The organism is Ruegeria sp. CH2 (genome assembly GCF_056537065.1).
The window spans coordinates 66,941-92,243 of record NZ_JBQFQV010000015.1; the positions used below are offsets into that span (position 1 = coordinate 66,941).

Genomic DNA, 25,303 nt, shown 5'->3' on the forward strand with positions numbered 1-25,303 from the left:
GGAACCACAATCACGCCCTTTACTTGTTCTCGCTAACACATGTTTCGAGTAACCGAGTGCGTCGTTTCGAGTAGCATAAGGGTCGGATTCTTGGGTGAGCTGCCCTAACCTCTGTCATAGGTTTTCCCGAATTGAAGGGCGCAACCACTTCTTGCGAAGCTGCTACCAGGTTCAACGGCAGACAGACTTGCCACAACGAACCAACAGCTTTTGCAAGCGAACACAATCTGGGAGGAAAAGAGCGGTGGGCGATCCCACATGGTGTGTGGTCTTCCCCGTAAGTCTCAGCTGAGTTGCAGTCAACTCGCTGATCGTTTGGTGCATTGGGCATGTTTGTTTACGCCGTCCCGCGCGGTGCACCCCAAGCAGAAATCAAAAGAACAAGAAACGGCGAACACACGGAGGAAAACGCAATATGTCGATACCCGATCCATTCACGGACGTTGAGATAAAGACGGCGGATGCCGGTTTTTATGAAAACTACAGCGTCCCAATTGCCCTGATCAGCAAGGCCATCATGGTTGCGCTGGTTTTGTGGGCACTAGTATTCCCTGCAAATGCAAACGGCACGCTTGGCAGCCTGAACGGGCGGCTGCTCGAGCTTTTCAACAGCTTCTACATTGTCATTGTCGGGTTGTTCCTCGTTTTTCTGGCCGTTGTCGCCGCTATTCCGTCCACGGGTCGCCGTGTGATGGGAACACCCGGTGAAAAGCCCGAGTTTTCGAACTTCTCATGGTTCTCCATGATGTTCGGCGCCGGCCTGGGTGTTGGTCTGATGGTTTTTGCAACCGCAGAACCGTTGGGGCTGTGGGGTTCGAACCCCGAAATCGTATCCGAGGCGGTCGTTGGAAATACACCCGAAGCACTGCAGTCGGCTTACCGCTATACCTTCTTGCACTACGGGTTTCACGCTTGGGCCATCTATGTGGTGACCGGTTTGTCGCTGGCATATTACGCTTATACCCGCGACATGCCTCTCACCATCCGTTCGGCGCTGACGCCTCTGTTTGGCCGCTTCGTCAATGGTTTCTTCGGCCATGTGGTTGACGTACTTGGCGTTGTTGCAACGATCCTCGGTGTTTCCGTCACCATCGGCTATGGTGTCAGCCAGTTCATCGACGGGCTTTATGCCATCACCGGTATGGAGTGGGTCATGGATCTGGGTGGTGAAGTTCCAACCCCCAGCAAAGTGGGTCTGATCACCGGTCTGGTCGTCATCATGTGCCTGTCGATTATTTCGGCCGTATCAGGCGTTGGTCGTGGTGTTAAATACCTGTCGAACCTGAACCTCGTATTGTCGATCATCCTGTTGGGCACGTTTGTTGTTTTCGGCTCGTTCGTCTTTGCTATGACCACTTATGGCACTGCAATGGTCGACTATATCCTGCATATCCTGTCGCTCAGCTTTAACGCCTATGGTCCACTGTCAGTTGAAGCCTTCGCTGCGGCTTTGCCTGCCGAAGCACAAGCCCATGCCAATGATCTGATGGGCGGAGCTACCAATGCGTGGGGCAGCTTTGACGGTTTCAAGAGTGGCCTGGAAGGGGCAGCAGCAGAGTTGGATGAAGCAACCCTGGCAGCCGTTTATGCGGCGGGTGAGCAGGGGCGTCAGTTCGGCTGGCAGTCGGGTTGGACCACGTTCTACTGGGCCTGGTGGATCGCGTTCTCGCCCTTCGTGGGCCTGTTCCTCGCGCGCATATCGAAAGGACGCTCTGTCCGCGAGTTCATCGTAGGCTGTGTGTTCGCCCCGGCTTTGGTGTGCTTTGCATGGATGACTGTTCTGGGAGGAACTGCGATTGATCTGGAACTGGCAGGCGCCGCAGAAGGTGCAATCATCGGTGCATCGAACACCAACAAGCTGTTCGTGACACTATCTTACATGATTGACGGTGGTCTGCTGTCAATGCTGAACGTGATGTGCGTGATCCTGATCATGACATTCCTCGTCACGTCGGCAGACTCGGGCATTCTGGTGATGAACACCATCATGTCGGGTGGCAGCCAGGAGACGGGCATCAAGCACCGCATCATCTGGGGTGTCATCCTGACGGCTGTGATCGGCGCGCTGATCCTCGCAGCCGGTGAAAACAACCCGATGGATGCGCTGCGAAACGCGATGATCATCGGTGCATTGCCCTTTACTGCTGTGATGGGTCTGATGTGTATTGCTCTGGCCAAAGCTTTGTTCCGCGACAGCCAGCGTGACAAACACGCCGCTACAGGTGCACAAGCCGCCGAATAAAGCGAAAGCTTAGTTTATGACTTGATCAGGCCGCCCGGAAATGGGCGGCCTGATTTCATTTTGCGCAGACACTGGCCACGACCCTCAAACAACGGAAAAGTGCTGGCCAGCCCGACCTTGGTGAGACACCCAAACCATATCTCAACGAAAAAGCCCCGGTAAAAACCGGGACTTTTGAGCATCTTGTCGTGAAATGCCTACATGCAGGCTTCAACGGCGCGTTTGGTCATGACCGACACAAGATGCGCCCGGTATTCCTTGCTGCCATGTAAATCAGCGATCATGTTGGCGGGGTTAATCCGAAGGTCCATCAAGGCGTCCGGGCGAAACTCCTTGTTCAGCGCCTGCTCGGCTTCGCTCCAACGGAAGACGCCATCCTCACTTGCCCCGGTCACCGCCACGCGCACGCCGTCCGTGAAACGGGCCAAATATACCCCAACAAGTGCAAACCGCGATGCTGGTTGCAGGAATTTTTGATAGCTTGCCGCCTGCGGAACCGGAAAGCGGATCGAGGTGATGATCTCTCCTTCACCCAGGGCTGTGGTGAACATGCCTTGAAAAAAGTCATCTGCCGCAATTTGACGCGCGTTGGTCACCACGGTTGCGCCCGATCCCAGCACACCCGCCGGATAACAGGCAGCCGGGTCATTGTTCGCAACCGAACCACCGATGGTTCCACGATTGCGCACTGCCGGGTCGCCAATTTGTCCAGCCAATGCCGCCAGCGCGGGATAAGATCCTGCAGCGTCGCGAGCAACGACAGCGTGAGGTGTTGCACCCCCAACAGAGACTGAGCCGTCATCATCAACGCAGACGCCTTGCATCTCGGCAATGCCGCTCACCGACACCAGTTTGGACGGTGCCGCCAACCGTTGCTTCAATGTCGGGATCAGCGTTTGTCCGCCTCCCAACGCCTGCACATCCTCTGCTGCCAATGCTGCAACCGCGTCAGCAATGGTCGAGGGCTTCTCAAACTCGAAATTGTACATTTCGTTCTTCCTTTCCGAAAGGCGCTGATCCGCCCTTCATCTGGCTATAAATATCCCGGGGAGCGCGAGGGGCTGGCCCCTCGCACCCCAACCTCTCAACCATGCATCGCCGTCCAAACGCGTGACGGGCTCATCGGCATGTCGATATGATCAACAGCCCTTCCACCCGAGTTCAACGCATCCAGCACCGCGTTGACCACCGCAGGCGGTGAGCCGATCGCTCCGGCCTCGCCGCAACCCTTCACGCCCAGCGGATTGTGCGTACAGGGCGTCTGGCTGGAATGATCCACGCCGTAGAACGGGACGTCATCAGCGCGTGGCATCGCGTAATCCATGAAGGACGCGCTCAGCAATTGGCCGTTCTCATCATAGGCACAGTTCTCCAGCAAGGCCTGACCGATGCCCTGGCCGATACCGCCATGCACTTGTCCGTCAACGATCATTGGATTGACGATATTGCCAAAGTCATCCGCAGCCGTGAACTTCTCGATACTGACCTGACCTGTGTCTGGATCAACCTCGACCTCACAGGCATAAGCCCCTGCCGGGAAAGTAAAGTTGGCCGGGTCATAGAACGCGGTTTCCTCCAGTCCAGGTTCAACTTCCAGCGGATAGTTGTGCGGGACATAAGCCGTGAGGGTCACATCTCCCCAAGCTACAGACTTGTCGGTCCCCGCAACGCTGAACTGACCGTCCTTAAGTTCGATATCCGCCTCGGACGCTTCCAGCAAATGGGCTGCGATCTTTTTGGCCTTGTCGATCACCTTTTCGGTGGCCTTGACCATAGCCGAGCCGCAAACCGCCAGCGAGCGTGAGCCATAGGTGCCCATGCCAAACGGGATCTTCGAGGTATCCCCGTGCACAATCTCGACCATCGACTCATCGATACCGATCATGTCGGCCACGACCTGCGGGAAGGCTGTTTCATGGCCTTGCCCGTGGCTGTGTGCGCCAACCATCACACTGATCGAACCGGTGGCGTTCACCCGGACAGTTGCCGCATCATAAAGACCCGCCCGGGCCCCCAACATGCCAACGATATTCGAGGGTGCGATGCCGCAGGCCTCGATATAGCAGTTGACGCCGAGACCGCGCAGCTTGCCTTTGGCCTCACTCTGCGCGCGTCGTGCGGCAAAGCCCGCAAGATCAGCAGCGGCCTCCAGCTTGTCCATGGTCCCGTTATAATCCCCGGTGTCGTAAGTCAGCGCCACCGGCGTGTCATAGGGGAACTGCGTGACAAAGTTCTGGCGACGCAGGGCGATCGGATCGACACCCAGCTCGCGCGCGGCCTTGTCTATAACGCGCTCCAGCTGGAAGGTTGCTTCGGGTCGACCAGCACCGCGATAGGCATCCACGGGCACCGTATTTGTGAACATCGCTTTCACATTCACCTGAATGACCGGGGTCTTATAGTTGCCAGCCATCAGCGTCCCGTGCAGCCATGTCGGAACCGAGCTGGAGAAAGTCGACAGGTAAGCGCCCAGATTGGCATAGGTGTTGGTCCGCAGGCCGATGAAGTTGTTATCCGCATCCAGAGCCAGCTCAATCGTGCTGACATGGTCACGACCCTGCGCATCCGACATGAACGCCTCGGACCGGCTGGCCGTCCACTTGACGGGGCGGTTGCAGGCCTTGGCGGCAAAGGTGCAGAACGCTTCTTCTGCGTAATGGAAAATCTTGGTGCCAAAACCACCCCCCACATCCGGGGCTACGACGCGGACTTTATGTTCCGGCAGACCCAGAACGAACGCGCACATCAACAAGCGGATGACATGCGGGTTCTGCGACGTGGTGTAGAGCGTATATTCATCCGTGCCCCGGCTGTACTCGGCCACAGCCACGCGCGGCTCCATCGGGTTGGCGACCAGCCGGTTGTTCACCAGATCCAAAGTGGTGACATGCGCCGCATTGGCAAAGACGTTATTCACCTTGGCGTCGTCGGCCTCACCCAGCTGCCAGTCATAGCAGATGTTGTTTTTCAGATCGTCATGAACCAGCGTCGCGCCCTCCTGCGCGGCGGATTTCATGTCGATCACGGCGGGCAGTTCCTCGATATCCAGATCAATAGCCTCGGCCGCGTCACGGGCCTGTTCCAGGCTGTCAGCCACCACGGCAGCGATCGGATCACCCACGTGGCGCACCTTGCCCTGTGCCAGAATTGGGTGTGGTGGTTCCTGCATCGGCGCGCCGTGCTTGTCGGTCACTTCCCACCCACAGGGCATTCCGCCCACGCCTTCAAAGTCTTTGCCGGTGAATACTCTGACCACACCGGGCATACCTTCGGCGGTTGATGTATCTACAGAATTGATCCGACCATGCGCGATGTCGGACCGCAGGAAATATACGTAAGCCTGACCACGTACGTTGATGTCGTCGGTATAGTTGCCTGCTCCGGTCAGAAAGCGGACGTCCTCGCGCCGCTTGGAACTGGCTCCGATGCCACTGTCTTTGGGCATTGCTTGTTCTCCTCCCATAAACGGATGCTGCTGCACCCTTCACTTGTCCCACGGGCGCAATGTTTACGCCCGCAGCGGCATCATTCCGCAGCGATACTGCCGACGTCCTGGCCTGAGGCGGCCATGATCGCCTTGACGATATTGTGGTACCCGGTGCAGCGGCACAGGTTGCCTTCCAGGTACTTTCGGATTTCGGCCTCAGATGGGCGTGGGTTGTCTTTCAGCAGCGCTGCGGCGCTCATCACCATACCCGGTGTACAGAACCCGCATTGAAGGCCGTGATGATCCTGAAAGGCTTGCTGGATCACGTTCAGCGAACCGTCCGCATTTGCCTGACTTTCGATGGTGCCAACGTCAGCACCGTCGGCTTCGACCGCCAGCATATTGCACGACTTCACGGCCTGACCGTTCACATGTACAACGCAGGCGCCGCACTGGGCCGTATCACAGCCGACATGCGTGCCCGTCAATGACAGTTGCTCGCGCAGAAAGCCGGACAGTAACGTCCGGCCCTCAACCTCGCCGCTAACGGCCTTGCCGTTCACGGTCATGGAAATTTTCATGACTTTCTCCTCCCTGAATTCCAACGGTTCAACCGCCCGATACGCGCTTGAACCAACCTTTTTTTGCTTCGCCGCCTTCACCCTCGGCAGAAGGTTCAGCTTGAACCTGATCCGAGGTTTCCGGATCGGGTGTTTTTTCGGGTTCGACCGCGTTCTGAAAATTTTCAAAGAACCGGTCGGCCATTTTTCTGGCGACGCCATCGATGACCCGGCTGCCCAGCTGGGCCAGCTTGCCACCGACACGTGCGTCGACGGTATAGGTCAGCAGAGTACCTTCGGGCACATCAGACAAACTGACATCGGCCGCACCCTTGGCAAAACCAGCAGCCCCACCCTTACCTTCACCCGAGAGCTTCACGCTTTCAAGCGTTACGATATCAGAAAGGGTAACGGCCCCTTTGAAGGTCGCTTTTACGGGGCCGACTTTCTGCACCACCGTCGCTTCGAATCCGTCATCGACCGAGCCCGTCATTTCCTGACATCCCGGAACGCATTCTTTCAGAACCTCAGCCGACAAAAGCGCGTCCCAGACCTTGGATCGCGGCGCGGCAATGACGCGGCTGTCACTAAGCTCCATTTCTCTTCTCCAGGTGTTTTTTCTTACGCTACGTGGTGTTTTTCGCCCTGCCTATTAGACCTTGGGTGTAGGTGTCGCCGAGCCGATCTTATGTACGACTTTGGGCCAGTAGGCGCAGATTACTTTCGTTGTTAGGATTGGGTAAGCTGGGGACAACCTGATTGAAAAAGGCAATACCAAATGCTTGCTGACTCCGTTGTAAGGTCTGGCTTCGAGAAAGTGCTGATCGTCGATGACCACCCCCTGTTTTGCGACGCGCTGTCGATGACCTTGCAAAGCGTGGCGCAGATCGGCGAAATCCATACCGCAGACCGATTGGAAGGCGCGATGGAACTTCTGTCAGGGGGGCTGAAACCGGACGCGGTCATGCTGGACCTCAACCTGCCGGATGTGGAAGGGCTGGACGGCCTTGTCCGTCTGAAGGCTGCTGCGAATGCCCCGGTTATTGTGGTGTCCTCGATGACGGATAATCGCGTTGTCAGTCAGGTGATTCAGGCGGGCGCATCGGGTTATGTGCCCAAGCATAGCCAACGCGATGTGTTTCGCCTGGCATTCGAGACAGTGCATTCCGGCAAAGTTTTCGTGCCCGAAGGGTGCGTTCTGATCAATGTCGAAGAGGATGAACACGCCGACGCGGTCAATCGGCTTGCGACGCTGACAAATCAGCAGGCCCGCATTCTGCAACTGATCTGTGAGGGCAAGCTGAACAAACAGATTGCCTATGACCTGTCCATTGCGGAACCCACGGTCAAAGCGCATGTCACGGCAATCATGCGGAAACTGGGTGTGCAAAGCCGGACGCAAGCCGTTCTGATTGCAAAGAAAGCGTCGTTTGCCAGCGTCTTGCAAGACCAAGGCTAAGCGTCATACTCTCACCACATCGTCGCGCTTTAGGGAGGAGGCTCGATGGACCAAGCAGTCGGGTGGGCGACAGCCCGGACCGGTGCAACAGGCATCGTCAAAACGGCTTTCGTGCGTTACGACACCGGGCAGGCGCTTGGGGTGCTCGAACGTCAATTCGGAGCTGAACCACTTGCGCTGGTGATATTGTTTGTTAGTCCGAACGCGGACGCGGCTGCGGTCATTGCCAAAGCCGAGCAGGTGTTTGCGCCTACGCCGGTGGTTGGCTGCACCACCGCCGGAGAACTTGCGGACAGCGGTTATTGCGAAGACCAGATCGTCGCAATCGGCCTTCCGCAATCCCATTTCGACACGCGTACGGTCCTGGTTTCCGATCTGAACGATTTTGAGGCGGAAAGCATCATCAACGAGATGATCCACAACCGAAATGCCATGATGGTCACGGCGCCCGACTGGAGCCATGAATTTACATTCCTGATGATCGACGGATTGTCGACCAAAGAGGATGCGTTGACCTCCGAGTTGGCCGTCGGTTTGGGGCCGGTGCCATTGTTTGGCGGATCGGCCGGTGATGGAACCCGGTTCCGGCGTACCTATGTGCTGCATCAGGGCAAGGCGCTGAGCAATGCTGCCATACTGACTCAGGTTCGTACGCGGTGCCCGATCAAGGTGTTCAAAACCGATCATCTGGTACCAACGACCCGGCGTATGGTCGTAACCAAGGCGGATCCGGCAAAGCGCATCGTTCAGGAGATCAACGCTGAGCCCGCCGCCCGCGAATACGCCCGTATCCTTGGCAAGGATCCGGAACAACTGACGACATTCACCTTTGCGGCGCACCCCGTTGTTGTACAGATTGGCGGGCAGCATCACGTCCGCGCCATTCAGCAGGTGGCGGGCAACGGGGACCTCGTCTTTTTCTCGGCCATTGATGAAGGGCTTGTGCTGACGCTGGCCGAACCAAGGGACATGGTCGAGCACCTTGAGGAAGAAATAGGCCTTCTGACCGAGAAACGGCAACCCGACACCATTCTGGGCTGTGATTGCATTCTCCGCCGACTGGAAGCGCAGGAAAAGCAAAAGACCCGCGAAATCTCGGACATTCTGGCCCGCAACCACGTTGTCGGATTCTCAACTTACGGAGAGCAGTACAACTCAATCCATGTGAACCAAACTCTGACGGGTGTTGCGATTTATCCACCCGAGAAAGAGTAACGTATGATCGAGCATCTTACAGATCCCACGGACTCGGTTGACCGCCAGAACGAGAAACTTCGCAAGATTGCCGAAGCGCTAATGCGCCGGGTAGAAGAATCCACCGATGCGTCAGGCGCAGCTTATGCGCAATTTCAGCGCGCGGCCGTGCTTGAACAAGAGGTCCGCGCCCGGACGAATGATCTGGAACGTGCCCTTGAATTGCTGAACGATTCCAATGCCAGACTGGCACAGGCGAACAAGGACACAGAAGCCGCACGCGCTGACCTGGCCAATGCAATCGAAACGGTGCAGGAGGGGTTCGCCCTTTTCAATCGCGACGAAAAACTGGTGCTGTGCAACAGCCGCTTTGGTCTGCATATGCCTGACATTCAGGAGCGGCTGAGCCCGGGGCTGAGCTTTGCCGAATATGTTGAACTGGTCAGCCGATCCGGGTTTCTGTCCCTGCCTGAAACGATGACACCGACAGACTGGGCCAAAAGCCGTTTGGACCGGCATACGGACGATCATGTGGTGTTCAACGTCCGGCTTGTTGGCAATCGGTGGTCGCAAGTATCCGAACACCGCACGCCGGATGGCGGCACTGTTATCCTGCAAACCGATGTGACCGATATCATGCGGATCGAACGGCAGGAGCGTGACCGGATACTGGATGACAAGGCCAGGCTGATCCGCGCGACGCTGGAACATATCGAACAGGGCGTTTGCATTTTTGACAACAAACACCGTCTGATCGGGTGGAACAACCGCGCCAGCGAGTTGCTGGCCATTCCGATCGCACAGTTTCAGATGGGGACCCGGTTTGAATCGCTGTCCAATCGCCTTGGCACGAACATCAAGTTCCAGAAGGGGGTAACGGAAGCCGATCTGCTGGATTGGGTGACGCGGCAAACTTATCGCCGTCCTCTGCAATTTCAGATGCACCGCGGAAGGTCAAAAATTCTTTCGGTGTTTGCGCAGGAGATGCCGGACCGGGGCTTTGTGATATCCTTCACCGATGTAACCGCAGAACGAAAGTCCGCTCAGGCCTTATACGAAGCCAAAGAGCTGTTGGAACAACGCGTAACATCTCGCACAATGGAACTGGCTGACGCGTTGAACGAGGCCGAGCGTGCAAATGCATCCAAGTCGCGATTCGTGGCAGCTGCCAGTCACGACCTGTTGCAACCTCTTTCCGCGGCAAAGCTTTATGTTGCATCGCTGGGCAGCGGCCTGGATAAAGACGACGCAAAGACCGTTGCAGGCAAGGCTGAAAGTGCGCTGAACAGCGTTGAACACATTCTGGAAGCGCTGCTGGATATCTCGAAGCTGGATTCAGGACGGGCCACCGCGCATTTGTCGACCATATCTGTGAGCACGCTGTTTTCGCAGATGGAAGACGCATTTCGCCCGGTGGCGCAGGCAAAAGGGCTTGAGCTCTCATTTGTTGACACGAACGCGCGTGTGACCAGCGACGCCAGCTATTTGCGTCGGATTTTGCAGAACCTGCTGTCGAACGCGATCAGATATACCGAGACCGGAAAGGTTCTGGTCGGTGTGCGGCGTCGCAAAGGCGCAATTGCCTTGCAAGTCTGGGATACAGGTATCGGTATCGCGTCAGACCAAAGAGACATCGTCTTTCAGGAATTTCAGCGCCTGCATTCTGATGCCAGCGCCGCAGAGGGTATGGGATTGGGCCTTGCAATCGTGGAGCGCGCCTGTGGGCTGTTGCAACATCCAATCCAGCTGTTTTCCGAAGTAGGCAAAGGCACTGGATTCTCGGTCGAAGTGCCGTTGGCGCAGGAAGAGCAGACCACATCCAGCAGCGCCCCTGCGGCCCACGATCCGGGCTCCAAGGTACTTGGTAACACGGTCGTATTGTTGATTGAGAATGATGAAAACCTTCGTAGCGCACTGACCATGACCATCGAATCCTGGGGGGTCGAGGTTTTGGAGAGCGAAAGCGAAGACGAAGCAATCAATCTTCTTCGTGAAATTGACATTCTGCCCGATGCAATAGTTGCCGATTTTCAGTTGAATCACGATAGAACCGGTGTCGACGCGATACATGCCCTGACGAACGAGTTTGGACCTCTGCCCGGCTGCGTTATTTCGGCCAACCGATCATCTGAACTGGCCAGGCGCTGCAAGCGCGCCAATCTGCCTTTGCTCTACAAACCGCTTGATGCGCAACTTTTGCGGTCAACGCTGGAGTCATCAATTGAACAACGCAACTGAGCAGCACTGGAAACGTGTATGTTTTCAGGCGATTTCTGTCTGTGGGTTGGCACCTGTTCGATGCAGCATCGACAAAACCTCAGCCTTCCAGCCGGCTTTGATCTGCAACGCTAGCTGGGACGGAGGCCGGTGGTTCGGTGACAGGATCGCATATTCATACCTCAACGGTTCACTGAAGGGCAAAAACACGACACGGTCGTTTGAAATGTTCAACTCCCGCTCGGTAACGACTGTCAACGGATCGACAATCGTGCAGCATTGGCCCGATCCGACAAAAGGGATAAGCGGCAGAAAATATTGGCAGGTCACGGTTGGCGTATAATTCGCCGAGACCATCTGAAACGCTTGTCGCACTTTTTCCTGAAACGGATGCGTGTCATGCAGCCCGCCCATTGGAACTCCGTCAAGATCGGATATCGTAACGGCGCTTTCTTTCGCCAGAGGGTTGTCTCTGTCCAGCGCGCAAAAACAGTCGCCGCTTATGATCTCGGCTGAGAACTGTGGTTGCTTACCTGTCGGATGCTCAAAATCCGCAAACCCGAAATCGATGTTCTGAGTACCCGCCAGTTCCATAATCTGCGGAGAGCTGCGGGTTGAAAGTGTAATTTGTATATCGGGGTTTCCACCAACTGAACGGCTGATGAAATTCGGAAAGGCAAAAGTGGAAGGGCCTGGCATCGCTGCAATATTCAAGCTACCGGAACTCCCTTTCAGAAGCCCGTGCATCGTATTGGAAATCGTAGATAATCTGTCCAGAATACCAGTGGTTTCTGACAATAGGTAGTGCGCTTCCGGTACTGGAATCAAACGGCGCCCTCTTCGTTCGAACAGGATCAGCCCCAAACTTTTTTCTAGGTTCTTGAGCGCAAGGCTGATGGCCGGCTGTGTCCGGTTCAGCTTTTTTGCGGTTTGAGAGATAGAGCCGCTTTCCATCACCTCACGAAAAACAGTCAATTGAGTAAGGTTCATTCCACATCCATAAGCCAAACTTCAGTTTAGTTAAATATAACAAATTTGTATTTATGGTAAATCTCCATAGGCTGATTGGATCAGAGTTCGGACAAACCGAATCCAATGATCCAAAACTGGGAGCTTACGATGAGACTGATGAAATGCCTGACAGGTCTGGCTTTGGCAGGCGCTATGGCCGCGCCTGCACTTGCACAGGACCCAACTTTTTTCCGTATTGGCACCGGTGGTGCAGGCGGCACTTATTTTCCGATTGGCGGAACTATCGCAAATGGGATCTCGGCCCCTCCGGGCTCGCGCCCCTGCGAAGAGGGTGGTCAGTGCGGCGTACCCGGCCTGATCGCGATTGCACAATCAACAACTGCGTCAGTCTTTAACAACGCGGCAGTGGAGAATGGCGAGCTTGAGGCCGGTCTGGCCGCCGCTGATGTCACCCGTTCGATGTATCTGGGCGAAGGCAAGTTCGAAGGCAAGCCGCATCCCAAGCTGCGCATTGTAGCAAACCTGTTCCCAGAGGATCTGCATCTGGTTCTGCCCGCAGGTCAGACCATTGGTGACCTGAGCGATCTCAAAGGCAAGCGCGTGGGTATCGCACAGGCGGGTTCAGGCACACAGGTGGCCGTGCTGCAGATGTTGGATGCATGGGGCGTAAACCGCGATAACATGGACGAAGCAGAGCTGAACAACAGTCAGAGCGCCGAGCGTCTGGCCGATGGGCAGCTGGACGCGTATTTCTACGCAGCTGGCTGGCCGGTCGCCGCTATGGTGCAGTTGTCATCGACAAAAGGCATGAACCTGCACTCGTTCAGTGACGAAGACCTTGCCAAGATTAACGAGATCATTCCGGCCTATATCCCTTCCGCCATACCGGGCGGTGTGTATGAAGGGATTGACTCCGAAACCAAGACCCCAGCGGTCAGCGCTATGCTGGTTGTGTCGTCGGATCTGTCCGAAGAACTGGTCTATCAGCTGACCAAAGCACTGTGGAACGACAACACCCGAAAACTGCTGGACAACGGTCACGCCAAAGGCAAGCAGATCACAGCTGACACAGCTTTGGACGGGGTCGAAGCACTGGGTGTCCCGCTGCATCCTGGTGCAGAGAAGTTCTATAAAGAAGCAGGCCTTCTGCAGTAATCGAACCTCATTGAAGCCTGTCGTCGGTGCCCCTGTGCGGGGCACCGCACTCTCCTTACACGCGCAATCAGAGGGCCATCATGTCCGAGACCGAAACACGCGATGACCACGACCTGACAGCCGAAGAACTGGCAGCCATCGAAGAACAGTTCGACGAAGGCGCCGCAGTACGTCAGGTTACACCGAACACGGCCAAGGTTCTGCGGGTTGTTGCCCTGTTATTCGCGTCCTATGAATTCTTCACCGCAGGTTTCGGCTTGCCGGCGGACCACTGGCACATGGGCATTTATCTGGCCCTGTTATTCATACTGGTTTACGCGACCATTCCGATTGTCGGGGCCAAAAACCTATATGCGCTCAAAATCAGCAGGTTTCGTATCGGGAACGTCCCGCTTTATGACCTGGTATTCATGGCATTTGGCATCGTTGCGGCGCTTTACGTTGGATTTGCCTGGCGCGGTATTCCCTTTCTCGGGATCGAGGAACAGACTTTTCGTATGGGTAATCCCAACAATTACGATGTCTTTCTTGGCGTGGTTATCATTCTGCTGGTACTTGACATCGCCCGTCGCACGCTGGGTTGGGTGCTGCCGCTGATTATCTGCGTATTCATCTCTTACGCTCTGCTTGGTCCTTATTTTCCCGGTTTGTTGCAGCATCCCGGTGTAAATTTCAAAACCTTCGTGTCGTCGATGTACTTTCCGCAGGAAGGCATCTATGGCGTCACGCTTTGGGTCGTTTCGACCATAGTCTTCCATTTTGTTTTGTTTGGTGTGATCGCGCAGCGCACCGGGTTGGGACAGTTGTTTATCGACAATGCCACCATTCTGGCGGGTCGCTATACAGGTGGCCCGGCCAAGGTGTCGGTCGTTTCATCGGCATTCTTTGGAACGATCTCGGGGTCTTCGGTCGCCAACACGGTTTCAACCGGAGCGCTAACCATCCCGAACATGAAACGCCTGGGTTATCCGGGCCATTTCGCGGGCGGGGTCGAGGCCGCTTCCTCGGCGGGCGGCCAGATCACCCCGCCCATCATGGGAGCCGCGGCCTTTATCATGGCCGAGTTCCTGGAGGTGCCTTACACCACTATTGTCATTGCCGCGATCTTCCCGGCGCTTCTTCACTACGTCGGTGTCTTTGCAGTTGTGCATCTGATGGCGCGCAAGCTGAACCTGAAGGGTCTGACGAAAGAGCAATTACCGCAGCTTAAAGCTGTCTGGGCTGAAGGTTGGGCCAATATCGTGCCCCTGATTGGCCTGCTGGTGGTGCTGTTTACCGGTTACACGCCATTCATGTCGGCCTTCTGCGGCATATCGCTGGCGGTGATCGCGGGTATGTCGCGTATCAAGCAGCCACCAACGCTGATTTACGCGGCGGCGTTTCTGGCCTTTGTGTTGTGGAAATTCTCGGATGGCGGGTTCGACCTGACAATGACCGCGATACTCTGCGCGCTGTCTGTGACAGCCACACTGAACCCACAAAAACGTATCGAAGTACCCGAGATGCTGGCTGCTGTCGAACTGGGCGTAAAATACTCGCTGGCGGTGGGTGCCGCTGCCGCCGCTGTCGGTATTGTTGTGGGTGTGATCAACACCACCGGTATCGGCTTTCGTATCGGATTTATGGTCACGCAAGGGGCAGGCAATCTGGCGACGGATCTTTATAATATGATCTCGTTCGGCAGCTTCCAGCTGTTTGCAATTGAAGACCTGCAACTGTTCATCTCCCTGATCTTCATCGCTGTCGTCTGCATTTTGATGGGGGCGGGTATTCCGACCACCGCGCTTTACATCATGCTGGTTTCTGTCGCGCAGCCCGCGCTGGCCCAGTTGGGTGTTCCGCCCATCGCAAGCCACCTGTTCGTGCTTTACTACGGTGTGGTATCCGAAATTACACCTCCGGTCTGTACCTCGGCTTATGCGGCAGCTGCGATCGCCAACTCAAATCCGTTCCGCACCGGGCTGTCCGCGTTTACGCTCGGGTTGGGCAAGGTGATAGCGCCGATGGCATTCGTCTATGCGCCGGTTTTGTTGTTCGTGTCCTCCACAGGGTTTGATTTTTGGGAATTCACATATACTGCGGCAAGCTGCATAGCGGGGGTCATCGCTCTGTCCGCGGCGGTCGTCGGCTATTGGCTGCAACCGCTCAACGTGTTTTCTCGTATTCTGATGGCCTTTGCCGGGATCATCTTCGTGGCACCCACGTTAACGGCTGACCTGATCGCGCTGGCAGTGGCGTCACCCGTGATCGTTGCGCAGTTGATCGCCCGTACCCGAACTCAAGCAACGGCCTGACATGTCTGAACGTGTTACCATAATTGGCGCCGGGATCGTCGGCATCTGCTGCGCGCTGTCATTGCAGGAACGTGGCAAAACCGTGCGGTTGATTGACCGGGGAGAGCCCGGGCAGGAGACCTCATTCGGTAATGCCGGTGTCGTCTCGCCATGGTCAGTGATCCCCCAAGCGGTTCCCGGTATCTGGAAGGCAATCCCCCGGATGCTGCTGGACCCCAAAAGCGCCCTGTCCGTCAGGGCCTCGTTCTGGCCGAGGATGGTCCCTTGGGGCATGAGGTTTTTGAGGGCATCTGATGAACGATCGGTCCGCCGAATCTCGGATGCGATGGAGCTTCTTTGCAGACCGTCGATAGAGTTGTATCGACGTCACTTGCAGAACACTGGTTATGAAGACCTGATTGTCGATTCCAACTACATCCATGCTTTCCGCCACCCGAATCAAGCTGACCTGAAGGCGCTGGGATATCTGATCCGACAGGAGAAAGGTGGGCAACTCGAGAGGATCGACGGCCCAGAGTTGCGCCGAATTGAACCCGCTCTATCCGAGGATTTCGAAGCAGCGATCCTTATCAAAGGTCAGGCACGGATTACATCACCCGGTCAGGTTGGCGCGGTTCTGGCAGAAAAAGCGCGCCAACAAGGCGCTGAGTTTATTCGGGCCGAAGTTCGAAAACTGAACCGTACCGACGAGGGGCGGTGGCACCTGACAACCCAGACCGATACGCTTCAGGCTGATACAGTCATATTGGCTGCAGGTGTGTGGTCTGCCGAGCTTTTGAAACCTTTGGGTCTGTCTGTGCCGCTGGCTGCTGAACGCGGGTACCATGTTCAGTTCCCCGCACCTTTGGCGAGCCTTCAGAATTCGGTCATGGATGTGGATGCCAAAGTGGTTGCCAGTTCGATGCAGGGCGGGCTGCGTGTGGCAGGCACCGCCGAGTTTGCGCGTGTAGATGCCCCGCCCGATCCACGAAAACAGGCGTTACTGACGCGACAAGCCAAGGCAATGATACCGGATCTTAATACCGCCGACACGCAATTCTGGATGGGGCGCCGCCCATCGTTTCCAGACAGCTTGCCTGCCATCGGGCCGATTGACGGACATCAGGGGTTGTTCAGCGCTTTCGGTCATTCCCACTATGGCCTGATGATGGCGCCTAAAACTGGAGAGCTTGTGGCCGATCTGGTAGCTGGACAGCGTCTGAACATCAGTCTGGACCCATTTGCCTTGTCGCGGTTTTGAAACACGCGAAGCGACTTCTCGAGAAGGATCACAACGTCATGCCGATCTACCCAGGTGGACAGAATATCTGCGGGGCATCCATCGGGGTTTTGTGCCTGGAAAGCTATTTCCCCAAACCTCCGGGCCATATCAAAAACCCATCGAGTCTTCCGTTCCCGGTGCTGTATGAGATGATTGAAGGCGTCACAGTACCAAAGCTGCTGAACAACCCGACACCAGAGTTGCTGGAGCCCTTCATCAAAGGCGCGCAGAGGCTTGAATCCGAAGGTGTGCGGGCCATCACTGGCAGTTGCGGGTTTCTTGCATTGTTCCAGAAAGAGCTGGCCGAAGCCGTGTCCGTGCCCGTTTTTGCCTCAAGCCTGATTCAGGTGCCGCTGGCTTATTACATGACCGGTGCCAGTGCACCGGTAGGAGTGATAACCGCCGATTCCTCGGCGCTGACGCAACGCCATTTCGATGGAGTTGGGGCAGGGGATATCCCCGTAGCTGTGCAGGGTCTTGAGAACACGACCGAGTTCGCCGAAGTCATCCTGCGCAATACGCGCACCCGAATGGATACCGATCTGATTGAGGCTGAAGTTCTGAATGCTGTACGCAAACTGAAACGCGATACACCGGAAATCCGTTCGCTGGTACTGGAATGCACCGATCTACCGCCTTACGCGGCCTCAATTCAGAAGGAATTGAGCCTGCCGGTTTATGATCTGGTGACCTTGGCACATATGGCCCATTCGGTAAGCACGCGTAGCCCGTATCGCGGACTTATGCCGTGGGTTTGATGTGGACACTGCCTGGCGTGCTGACTTGATGAACAGCCAAACTGAAACGGCCTGACTGCGGAGTGAACCAAGGGTCTTCCCCTTGCCGAAACGGCTGGTTAAGAAGTTCTTCCACCGTCGCTTCAGGAGGCACCATTGGACCGTATCGCCCGCACTATCGCCACCGAGATTAAGGCACGTTCCGAGCAGGTCGGTGCCGCGATCAAGCTATTGGACGAAGGTGCAACCGTGCCTTTTGTCGCCCGATACCGGAAAGAAGCAACCGGAGGATTGGACGACACCCAATTGCGCCTGCTGTCTGAGCGGCTGACTTATCTGCGCGAGCTTGAAGCGCGGCGTGAAACCATCCTGAACTCGATCAAGGATCAGGGCAAACTGACCGACGATCTGAGTAAATCCATTGCGCGCGCGGAAACCAAAGCGCAGTTGGAAGACATTTATCTGCCGTATAAGCCAAAACGGCGCACCAAGGCGATGATTGCACGCGAAAATGGGCTTGAACCTTTGGTTGACGCTATTCTGGCGGACCGCAACTGCGACCCTGAAATATTAGCCGCGGCGTACCTCACCGAGGCGGTAACAACGACCCGGGATGCTTTGAACGGTGCGCGGGATATTTTGACCGAGCGGTTGACAGAAAACGCCGCTCTGCTGGGCGAATTGCGCAGTTTCATGCAGCACGAGGCTCTGCTCAGCGCAAAGGTCATAGAAGGCAAGGAAAAGGACGGTACCAAGTTCAGTGACTACTTTGACCATTCCGAATTGTGGGCGGACGTGCCGTCACATCGGGCATTGGCGATGCTGCGGGCATCCAAAGAGGGCATCGTCACGCTGGATATCGCGCCTGAACCGGAGTTTGGTGCCGCGCGGGCCGAGACGATTGTCGCCGCCCATCTACAGACACGTGGCACTGGGCTAGCAGACGTGTGGTTGCGCAAAGTCGCGGGCTGGACTTGGCGGGTGAAACTTTCGCTCTCAATGATGGTCGAACTGATGGCTGATCTGCGCAGCCGGGCGCAGGACGAAGCCATTCAGGTCTTCTCGCGAAACCTCAAGGATCTGCTGTTTGCCGCACCGGCAGGTGCCAAGGCGACCTTGGGCCTGGATCCGGGCATTCGTACGGGCGTAAAGGCTGCTGTTGTTGATGCAACCGGCAAGGTTGTCGCCACCGACACCTTGTACCCGTTTCAGCCGAAGAATGATCTGCGAGGTGCACAGGCCAGTATCCTCAATCTGATATCAGCTCATCGGATCGAACTGATCGCAATCGGGAACGGGACGGCCAGCCGTGAAACCGAAAGATTGGTTGCAGACACTCTTGCACTTCTACCCAAGACGGTGAAAGCACCAACAAAAGTTGTGGTGTCAGAAGCTGGCGCTTCGGTCTATTCCGCATCTGAACTGGCTGCGCGCGAATTTCCGGATCTGGATGTCTCGCTACGTGGAGCGGTCTCGATTGCGCGCCGATTGCAGGACCCTTTGGCCGAGCTGGTTAAAATCGAACCGAAATCCATCGGTGTTGGCCAGTATCAGCATGATGTGGATCAGCATCGCCTGTCACAGTCGCTGGATTCCGCGATCGAGGATGTGGTGAATGCTGTCGGGGTTGATCTGAACACCGCATCTGCCCCTTTGCTGTCACGCGTGTCTGGTCTGGGTCCGGCGCAGGCCGAAGCGATTGTCACCCACCGTGATCTGAATGGGCCCTTCCTATCGCGGAAGGATTTGCTGTCAGTCGCCCGCCTTGGACCACGTGCGTTCGAACAATGCGCCGGTTTCCTGCGCATCAGGGACGGTTCCGAGCCTTTAGATGCGTCTTCAGTGCACCCTGAAGCCTATGACATTGCGCGCCGGGTCGTTGCCGCTTGCGGTCGCGACATCCGAAACATCATGGGCCATGATGGCGCGTTAAAGGGGTTGCGGGCGGAACAATTTGTAACTCAGGATTTCGGCCTGCCGACAGTTCGGGACATCTTTGCCGAACTGGAAAAGCCCGGTCGCGACCCCCGCCCCAGTTTCGTCACCGCATCTTTCACCGATGGCATCGAAGAAATCACCGATCTGAAGCCCGGAATGGTTTTGGAAGGCACAGTCACCAACGTCGCCGCCTTCGGCGCTTTTGTGGATATCGGCGTGCATCAGGATGGGCTGGTTCATGTCAGCCAGCTGGCGGACCGGTTTGTCAAAGATCCGCATGACGTGGTTAAAACCGGGCAGGTGGTTAAAGTACGTGTCGTCGATGTTGATGTCGCGAGAAAGCGCATTGGGTTGACCATGCGAAAACAAGGGGGTGGAGGAAACCGTCGCGGAGGATGAAGTGAACTGTGCTTCGGAACCCGTGTTTGACAGCGTCAGCTTAGTGCCTTGCACGTGTTCCAATCCATGATTACGACTAGGTTGGCAGGAATGAAGGTGTTGTTGGCACCCCGGAAAAATTGGGCTGAACGATCTTTTCTTCCATGGAGATTTGCAAAAACCGGGGTTCGTAGCGGTTGGCTGGCTCGTAGTCTTGGGTAATGTCTTAAACTCAACCTTGTACCAGAGCGGATCAGTAAACCTTAGGAACTTCACCTTTTCGCAAACCAGAGGATATGCATGACACATGTCGTGACACTGAATGCCGGATCGTCTTCGATGAAGTTCGGCCTGTTCGAACTGACAGAAGACGATCCAGTCATGGTGTGCACCGGTGTGGTCGAACGGATCGGTGAGCCTGAGCCAATCGTCAAGGCGCGGTCATCTGGCGGTGGAGTTCTGGCGAATGGCACGGCAGGAGATATTCACGATCACGCCGCCGCCCTGGACTGGGTACTGAACCTGTTGTCACGGGCCTTCCCCAGTTGCGAGGTCACCGCGGTTGGGCATCGTATTGTTCACGGCGGACCTGAGATCGATACGCCTTTGCCGTTGACCGCCGCTGCTTTGGAGGAGTTGGACAAGCTCTCTCCGTATGCACCTCTGCACCAGCCGCACAACCTGGCTGGCGTCAAGGCAGCTATGGAACGTTTTCCGAATGCCGCCCAGATTGCCTGTTTCGACACGGCCTTTCATCGCAACCACCCCTGGGAGAACGACGTATTCGCCCTGCCGCGCGAGTATTACGACAAAGGCGTCCGACGCTATGGTTTTCACGGGCTTAGTTATGAATACATCTCAGACCATTTGGCCAAAACCGCGCCGCTTTTGCACGCGGGGCGGGTTGTGGTTGCGCATCTGGGCAACGGTGCGTCGATGTGTGCCATGATCGGGGGGCGATCCGTCGGTTCGACCATGGGGTTTTCGTCGTTGGACGGTCTGCCGATGGGATCCCGTTGCGGTCAGCTTGATCCCGGTGTTTTGTTGTATCTGATGGATCAGGAAGGGTTGAGCGCCTCAGAGATTTCCGACCTTCTGTTTCGCAAATCAGGGTTGCTGGGTCTTTCGGGACTTTCAAGCGACATGCGCACTCTTGAAAAAGCAGATACCCGCGAAAGCCGACAGGCCATTAGCTATTTCACGTTCCGCATCCGCCGCGAACTTGGGGCAATGGCCGCAATATTGGGCGGTATTGATGCCTTGATCTTCACAGGTGGTATCGGAGAAAACTCGCGCCTTGTACGCGACAGGGTATGTTCCGGAATGGGCTGGCTGGGGATTGAACTGGATCCCGATGCCAACGCGGACAATGATCGGATCATCTCGACAGACCTGTCCCGAGTGGTCGCCATGGTTATCCCGACAAATGAAGAGCTGGTTATTGCCCGTGCGGCCGCCGATCTGTTGGCAAATCGATCCCATCGGAAAAGCGCTTAACCCGGCTGGTACGTCCAGCGATATGAGGGTGGGGTCGGCCCTTTGTTGCGACCACCTTGCTGCATCTGCTCCCAGGCATGTGCCAGAATACCCACTGATCGGGTCAGGCAGAAAAGGCCGCGCGCCAATGGTGGCGCAAACCCAAGCTCGGCATAAATAACTGCGGTTGCGCCATCGATGTTCATCGGGACGGGTTTACCCTTACGCCGCGCAATTTCTGCCTCGATCTGCTGCGCAATGCGCATGAATTGCCCATCGCAAGCACCGGTTTTCACCGCTTCGGCGACCAAGTCCATCAGGCGCGGCGCGCGGGGGTCTGTGGGCGTGTGAAACCTGTGTCCAAAACCCGGAAGTATCTTTCCGTGGCTTTCGATCCACGCATCGATTGCCTGCGCCAAAGTGCCAGGGTAATGGCCCACAAAGTGGTAGAGTTCCACGGCCTGCTCGCCAGCCCCTCCATGAATGTCGCCCAACATGTTCACAGCGCTCGCCATCGCGTTGTTGAGAGGCAGGCCACAGGTAACCGCCATGCGCGCGGTTGCAATCGACGGTGCCTGAGGACCGTGGTCGACTGCCGCGACCAGCGCGGCTTCGAACAATTGGGCCTGCGCTTTTGATGGGCGGTCGCCGCGTACCATAAACCAGATCATCTCCGCAAAACCAAAGCGTCCGATCAGGTTTTGAATCGGCTCCCCGCGCAGGTCTATCCGGCCAGGTTCCATATCGATGATGGATGTTGCCCACCAATCTGACACATCGCTCATATGATCCCCTCTCTGCTCAGCGCGTCGACTTCCGCGTCGGTCAATCCGATTTCGGACCACACCGCCTTGTTGTCGGCCCCAAGTTTTGGTGGCGCGATTTGCGGCATTCGCCGGGCGCCATCCATTACGACGGGACTGCCTGCAAGTTGCATTTGTTCGCCGTGAACCAACAAAGAGCCAATCAGACCGCGATCGGAAAGTTGCGGGTCTGCAAGGGCCTCGGGCACGGTCAGAACTTGTCCTGTCGGTACCCCCAATGCGTTTAGTTCACTCGCCCACTCGGACGCGGCCTTCGTCTTTAGGGTGCGTTCCAGTTCTGTACGTAAGGCGTGGCGGTTTGTTTTGCGATCTTCACGCGTTGCGTAGTCGGGGTTGTCCAGCAGGTCATCCCGCCCGAGACAGCGGGCAAGTGCCTGCCATTGCTCGTCCCGATTGGCCGCGATGTTGATAGGGCTGTCCCGCGTGGCAAATGTACCTGAGGGGGCCGAGGTTGTGTTCTCATTCCCATGCGCTCCGGGCGTTACGCCACCCACCAGATAATTTGAAACAACCCAACCCATTGTCGAAATAACGGCTTCGGACATCGCAACATCCAGATAGGTGCCGCGTGGGTTGGCGTTCAATGCCGCCGCGACTGCAAAGGCGGCCGTCATCCCCCCGACCGTGTCCGCCAACGGATAGCCGACGCGATACGGTGCCGTGTCGGGGGCGCCGGTGATTGACATCACGCCGCTGATACCCTGCACAATCTGGTCATAAGCTGGATCGCCGCGCCGGGGGCCATCCTGCCCGAACCCGCTGATGGCGCAATAGATCAGGTTGGGATTAACGTTGCGCAGAACTTCATAACCAAGACCAAGACGATCCATTACTCCGGGCCGGAAGTTTTCCACCAGAACTTCAGCTGACTGGACAAGGCGTTTCAGCAGCGCCTTGCCCTTTTCCGATTTCATGTCCAGCGTGACAGACTTTTTTCCGGCGTTCTGCGCCAGAAAACTGATCCCCATCCCCGCCTTGTTTCTGGCGGGATCTGCACCCAGAACGCGAGCAAGGTCGCCACCATCGGGGCGTTCGACCTTGATCACGTCGGCACCCATCAATGCCAGTTGGTAGCAGCAATACGGACCCGCGAGGACATTGGTCAGATCGAGAACCCGTATTCCCGCCAGCGGGTCAGTCACCTTCGGCAACCCCTTCCGCCCGGGCCTGTGCACGGCGCGCGCGGTAGCTGGGTAGGAGCACCAGAAGCGCCGCAATAACCAGCAGACCCAGCGTCATCGGGCGTTCCCAGATAAAGGCGATACCATCGTACAACTGCATGGACCGTGAGAAGTTGTCTTCCATCATACCGCCGAGGATGAAACCGATCAGCAGTGGTGCCAGTGGGTAATCAGCAAATTTCAACGCCGTTGCACATACCCCAAAACCCACCAGTATCAGCAGTTCGGTTGCATTGTTCTGTCCGATATAGGCCCCCATCAGAGTAAAGAACAAAATAAAGGGGATCAGATAGTTACGCGGCACCGAGAGAACTTTGGCAATATAGGGGATCAGCGGCAGATTCAGGATCAGAAGTACCAGATTGCCAATGAACATGGACATGATGACCGCCCAAAAGATCTGCGGTTCGTCCAGCATAAGGCGTGGGCCCGGCGTCACGTTCAGGGCAATCAATGCGCCAAGCAGGATCGCCGTCGTTCCCGATCCGGGAATGCCAAGCGTCAGAAGCGGCACGAACGAGCCTGTACAGGCGGCGTTGTTTGCTGTTTCAGGCGCGGCCAGCCCTTTGATTGACCCTTTGCCGAATTCGTCCTGCTCGGCCTTTGGAGCGATGTTACGTTCGACTGCGTAGCCCAGAAAACTGGCAATCGTTGCGCCTGCACCGGGCAGAACGCCGATGAAAAACCCTTGGATAGACTGGCGGCCAATCACCGGAGCAATGGCTTTGGCTTCCTCCCTGCTTATGCGCAGGTCCTTGATTTCACCTTCTTCGCCCTTAAGGTCCTTGGGTTTGAGAACAAGAAACAGCGCCTCGGGTAACGCGAACATGGCCATTGCAAGTGTGATAAAGCCAAAGCCCGACTGCAAATCCATGATGCCCATGGTGAAACGAGGCATATTGAACAGTGCGCCTTCGCCAACGGTGGCCATGATCAATCCAAGGATTGTCATTATGATAGCCTTGGCAACCTGACCTGTTCCCGCAAAGGCGGCAATGGCCGACAAGCCGACAACCATTAGCGCGAAATACTCGGCTGAATGGAAAAGCAACGCAACAGACGACAGGGCAGGGGCGAAAATCATCAAAAGCAATGCGCCTAGCGTACCGCCTGCAAAACTCGCGATTGCTGCAATGGTCAGGGCTTTGCCCGCTTTGCCCTGACGTGCCATTGGGTAGCCGTCAAAGCTTGAGGCGACGGTACCCGCGACCCCCGGCGCATTCAGCAGAATAGAAGAGGTCGAACCACCAAAAATGGCGCCATAATACACACCGGCCAGCAAGATCAGCGCAGCGGACGGGTCGCCCATGGAAATAGCTACCGGGATCATGATGGCGATGATCGACATCGGGCCCAGACCCGGCAGCATTCCGATGAATGTGCCAATCAGACAGCCCGCCACGACCATCAGCAGATTTTGCAGTGAGAATGCCGTTTGCAGGCCAATCAGAAGTCCTTCAAGCATGTCAGCCTCCGAAAATGCCGGGCAAAGGGCGCATGTATATGCCAAGGACTTCCTGAACCAGATACCAGACCGTACCGGTGGCGATCAGGGCGACGGGCAGCATGATATGCCATTTTCGTTCACCCAGGATAAAAGACCCAAAGATCAGGAAGGCTGAAGTTGAGATCAGGAACCCGACGGGACGCAGGCACAACGCGTAGACAACCATCAGAACCAGCAGCATGATCGCCTGACCAAGATGGTAATCGCCCAACCGCCGGTAATCGATTTCAGGTTCGCTGGGTTCAGCCTTTTCAAAGCCCAGCAGAATGATCGTGGCCGTGATGATCCCCAGAATTGACAAGACTTTTGGGAAAGTGCTTGGCCATATGGGGTTTCTTTGCATGAAAGGGGGAAGACTACTGTCCATCGTGAACCAAGCGGCGTAGCCATATGTTAAACAAACACCCAGAAGAATGAGCGCGATCCAGCGATCCAGCGCCATGAGACCCCCTCCTTTTTTTCGTCGTCAGGGATGGCAGAG

At 56.3% G+C, this 25,303-nt stretch carries 19 protein-coding genes; 10 read left to right on the top strand and 9 right to left on the bottom strand.

Annotation, left to right across the window (positions count from 1 at the left end):
* Window positions 1-415: 415 nt before the first annotated feature.
* Complete coding sequence (locus ACR0M9_RS17540) at window positions 416-2,242, top strand: BCCT family transporter (RefSeq protein ID WP_480484328.1); 1,827 nt, start codon at window positions 416-418, stop codon at window positions 2,240-2,242.
* Between the two features lie 197 nt (window positions 2,243-2,439).
* Here ACR0M9_RS17540 and ACR0M9_RS17545 read toward each other — a convergent pair whose 3' ends face one another.
* The 4 genes from ACR0M9_RS17545 to ACR0M9_RS17560 all read right to left on the bottom strand — a co-directional run bounded on the left by ACR0M9_RS17545 (window position 2,440) and on the right by ACR0M9_RS17560 (window position 6,827).
* Window positions 2,440-3,231 (bottom strand): FAD binding domain-containing protein, encoded by a 792-nt coding sequence (locus tag ACR0M9_RS17545; protein ID WP_480774220.1) that lies wholly within the window; start codon window positions 3,229-3,231, stop codon window positions 2,440-2,442.
* A 95-nt stretch (window positions 3,232-3,326) separates the two neighbouring features.
* A complete protein-coding gene (locus tag ACR0M9_RS17550) occupies window positions 3,327-5,687 on the bottom strand; it encodes a xanthine dehydrogenase family protein molybdopterin-binding subunit (protein WP_480774221.1) in 2,361 nt (786 codons plus the stop codon).
* 80 nt (window positions 5,688-5,767) lie between these two features.
* Window positions 5,768-6,250: a (2Fe-2S)-binding protein gene (locus ACR0M9_RS17555; RefSeq protein ID WP_480774222.1), complete on the bottom strand. Its 483-nt coding sequence runs from the start codon at window positions 6,248-6,250 to the stop codon at window positions 5,768-5,770.
* A 28-nt stretch (window positions 6,251-6,278) separates the two neighbouring features.
* Window positions 6,279-6,827, bottom strand: a complete 549-nt coding sequence (locus ACR0M9_RS17560) for an SRPBCC family protein (RefSeq protein ID WP_480774223.1) — start codon at window positions 6,825-6,827, stop codon at window positions 6,279-6,281.
* 180 nt (window positions 6,828-7,007) lie between these two features.
* On the opposite strand from ACR0M9_RS17560, the gene ACR0M9_RS17565 reads away from it, so the two are divergent.
* From ACR0M9_RS17565 to ACR0M9_RS17575, 3 genes are read left to right on the top strand one after another with little or no spacing between them, the layout of a single operon-like run.
* Complete coding sequence (locus ACR0M9_RS17565; protein WP_480484332.1) at window positions 7,008-7,688, top strand: response regulator; 681 nt, start codon at window positions 7,008-7,010, stop codon at window positions 7,686-7,688.
* A gap of 45 nt (window positions 7,689-7,733) precedes the next feature.
* Entirely contained in the window at window positions 7,734-8,903 is a 1,170-nt protein-coding gene (locus ACR0M9_RS17570) for an FIST N-terminal domain-containing protein (protein ID WP_480774224.1), read from the top strand.
* A 3-nt stretch (window positions 8,904-8,906) separates the two neighbouring features.
* Window positions 8,907-11,120, top strand: a complete 2,214-nt coding sequence (locus tag ACR0M9_RS17575; protein ID WP_480774225.1) for a hybrid sensor histidine kinase/response regulator — start codon at window positions 8,907-8,909, stop codon at window positions 11,118-11,120.
* A 24-nt stretch (window positions 11,121-11,144) separates the two neighbouring features.
* On the opposite strand, the gene ACR0M9_RS17580 is transcribed toward ACR0M9_RS17575, so the two are convergent.
* Window positions 11,145-12,089: a LysR family transcriptional regulator gene (locus tag ACR0M9_RS17580; protein WP_480774226.1), complete on the bottom strand. Its 945-nt coding sequence runs from the start codon at window positions 12,087-12,089 to the stop codon at window positions 11,145-11,147.
* Window positions 12,090-12,218: 129 nt separating this feature from the next.
* Here ACR0M9_RS17580 and ACR0M9_RS17585 point away from each other — a divergent pair, with 129 nt between their 5' ends.
* The 6 genes from ACR0M9_RS17585 to ACR0M9_RS17610 all read left to right on the top strand — a co-directional run bounded on the left by ACR0M9_RS17585 (window position 12,219) and on the right by ACR0M9_RS17610 (window position 21,331).
* Window positions 12,219-13,226, top strand: coding sequence for a TAXI family TRAP transporter solute-binding subunit (locus ACR0M9_RS17585; RefSeq protein ID WP_480774227.1), 1,008 nt, complete (start codon window positions 12,219-12,221; stop codon window positions 13,224-13,226).
* An 80-nt stretch (window positions 13,227-13,306) separates the two neighbouring features.
* Window positions 13,307-15,520 (top strand): TRAP transporter permease, encoded by a 2,214-nt coding sequence (locus ACR0M9_RS17590; protein WP_480774228.1) that lies wholly within the window; start codon window positions 13,307-13,309, stop codon window positions 15,518-15,520.
* 1 nt (window position 15,521) lies between these two features.
* Window positions 15,522-16,760, top strand: a complete 1,239-nt coding sequence (locus tag ACR0M9_RS17595) for an NAD(P)/FAD-dependent oxidoreductase (RefSeq protein ID WP_480774229.1) — start codon at window positions 15,522-15,524, stop codon at window positions 16,758-16,760.
* 38 nt (window positions 16,761-16,798) lie between these two features.
* Entirely contained in the window at window positions 16,799-17,539 is a 741-nt protein-coding gene (locus ACR0M9_RS17600) for an aspartate/glutamate racemase family protein (protein WP_480484339.1), read from the top strand.
* Between the two features lie 135 nt (window positions 17,540-17,674).
* A complete protein-coding gene (locus tag ACR0M9_RS17605) occupies window positions 17,675-19,855 on the top strand; it encodes a Tex family protein (RefSeq protein ID WP_480774230.1) in 2,181 nt (726 codons plus the stop codon).
* Between the two features lie 279 nt (window positions 19,856-20,134).
* Window positions 20,135-21,331 (top strand): acetate/propionate family kinase, encoded by a 1,197-nt coding sequence (locus ACR0M9_RS17610; protein WP_480484341.1) that lies wholly within the window; start codon window positions 20,135-20,137, stop codon window positions 21,329-21,331.
* On the opposite strand, the gene ACR0M9_RS17615 is transcribed toward ACR0M9_RS17610, so the two are convergent.
* Genes ACR0M9_RS17615 through ACR0M9_RS17630 form a run of 4 tightly spaced genes read right to left on the bottom strand, consistent with a single transcriptional unit; the run spans window position 21,328 to window position 25,264 of the window.
* Window positions 21,328-22,095, bottom strand: a complete 768-nt coding sequence (locus tag ACR0M9_RS17615) for a citryl-CoA lyase (protein ID WP_480774231.1) — start codon at window positions 22,093-22,095, stop codon at window positions 21,328-21,330. The two genes, ACR0M9_RS17610 and ACR0M9_RS17615, sit on opposite strands and share 4 nt — an antisense overlap.
* Window positions 22,092-23,276 (bottom strand): CaiB/BaiF CoA transferase family protein, encoded by a 1,185-nt coding sequence (locus tag ACR0M9_RS17620; protein WP_480774232.1) that lies wholly within the window; start codon window positions 23,274-23,276, stop codon window positions 22,092-22,094. Before ACR0M9_RS17620 ends, ACR0M9_RS17615 begins: the two co-directional genes overlap by 4 nt.
* The gene (locus ACR0M9_RS17625; protein WP_480588430.1) at window positions 23,269-24,780 is read right to left on the bottom strand and encodes a tripartite tricarboxylate transporter permease; all 1,512 of its coding nucleotides are present in this window, start codon (window positions 24,778-24,780) and stop codon (window positions 23,269-23,271) included. The genes ACR0M9_RS17620 and ACR0M9_RS17625 overlap by 8 nt, the downstream gene beginning before the upstream one ends.
* Window position 24,781: 1 nt before the next feature.
* Window positions 24,782-25,264 carry a tripartite tricarboxylate transporter TctB family protein gene (locus ACR0M9_RS17630; RefSeq protein WP_267366075.1) on the bottom strand — a complete coding sequence of 161 codons (483 nt, stop codon included), beginning with the start codon at window positions 25,262-25,264 and terminating at the stop codon, window positions 24,782-24,784.
* Window positions 25,265-25,303: the final 39 nt, after the last annotated feature.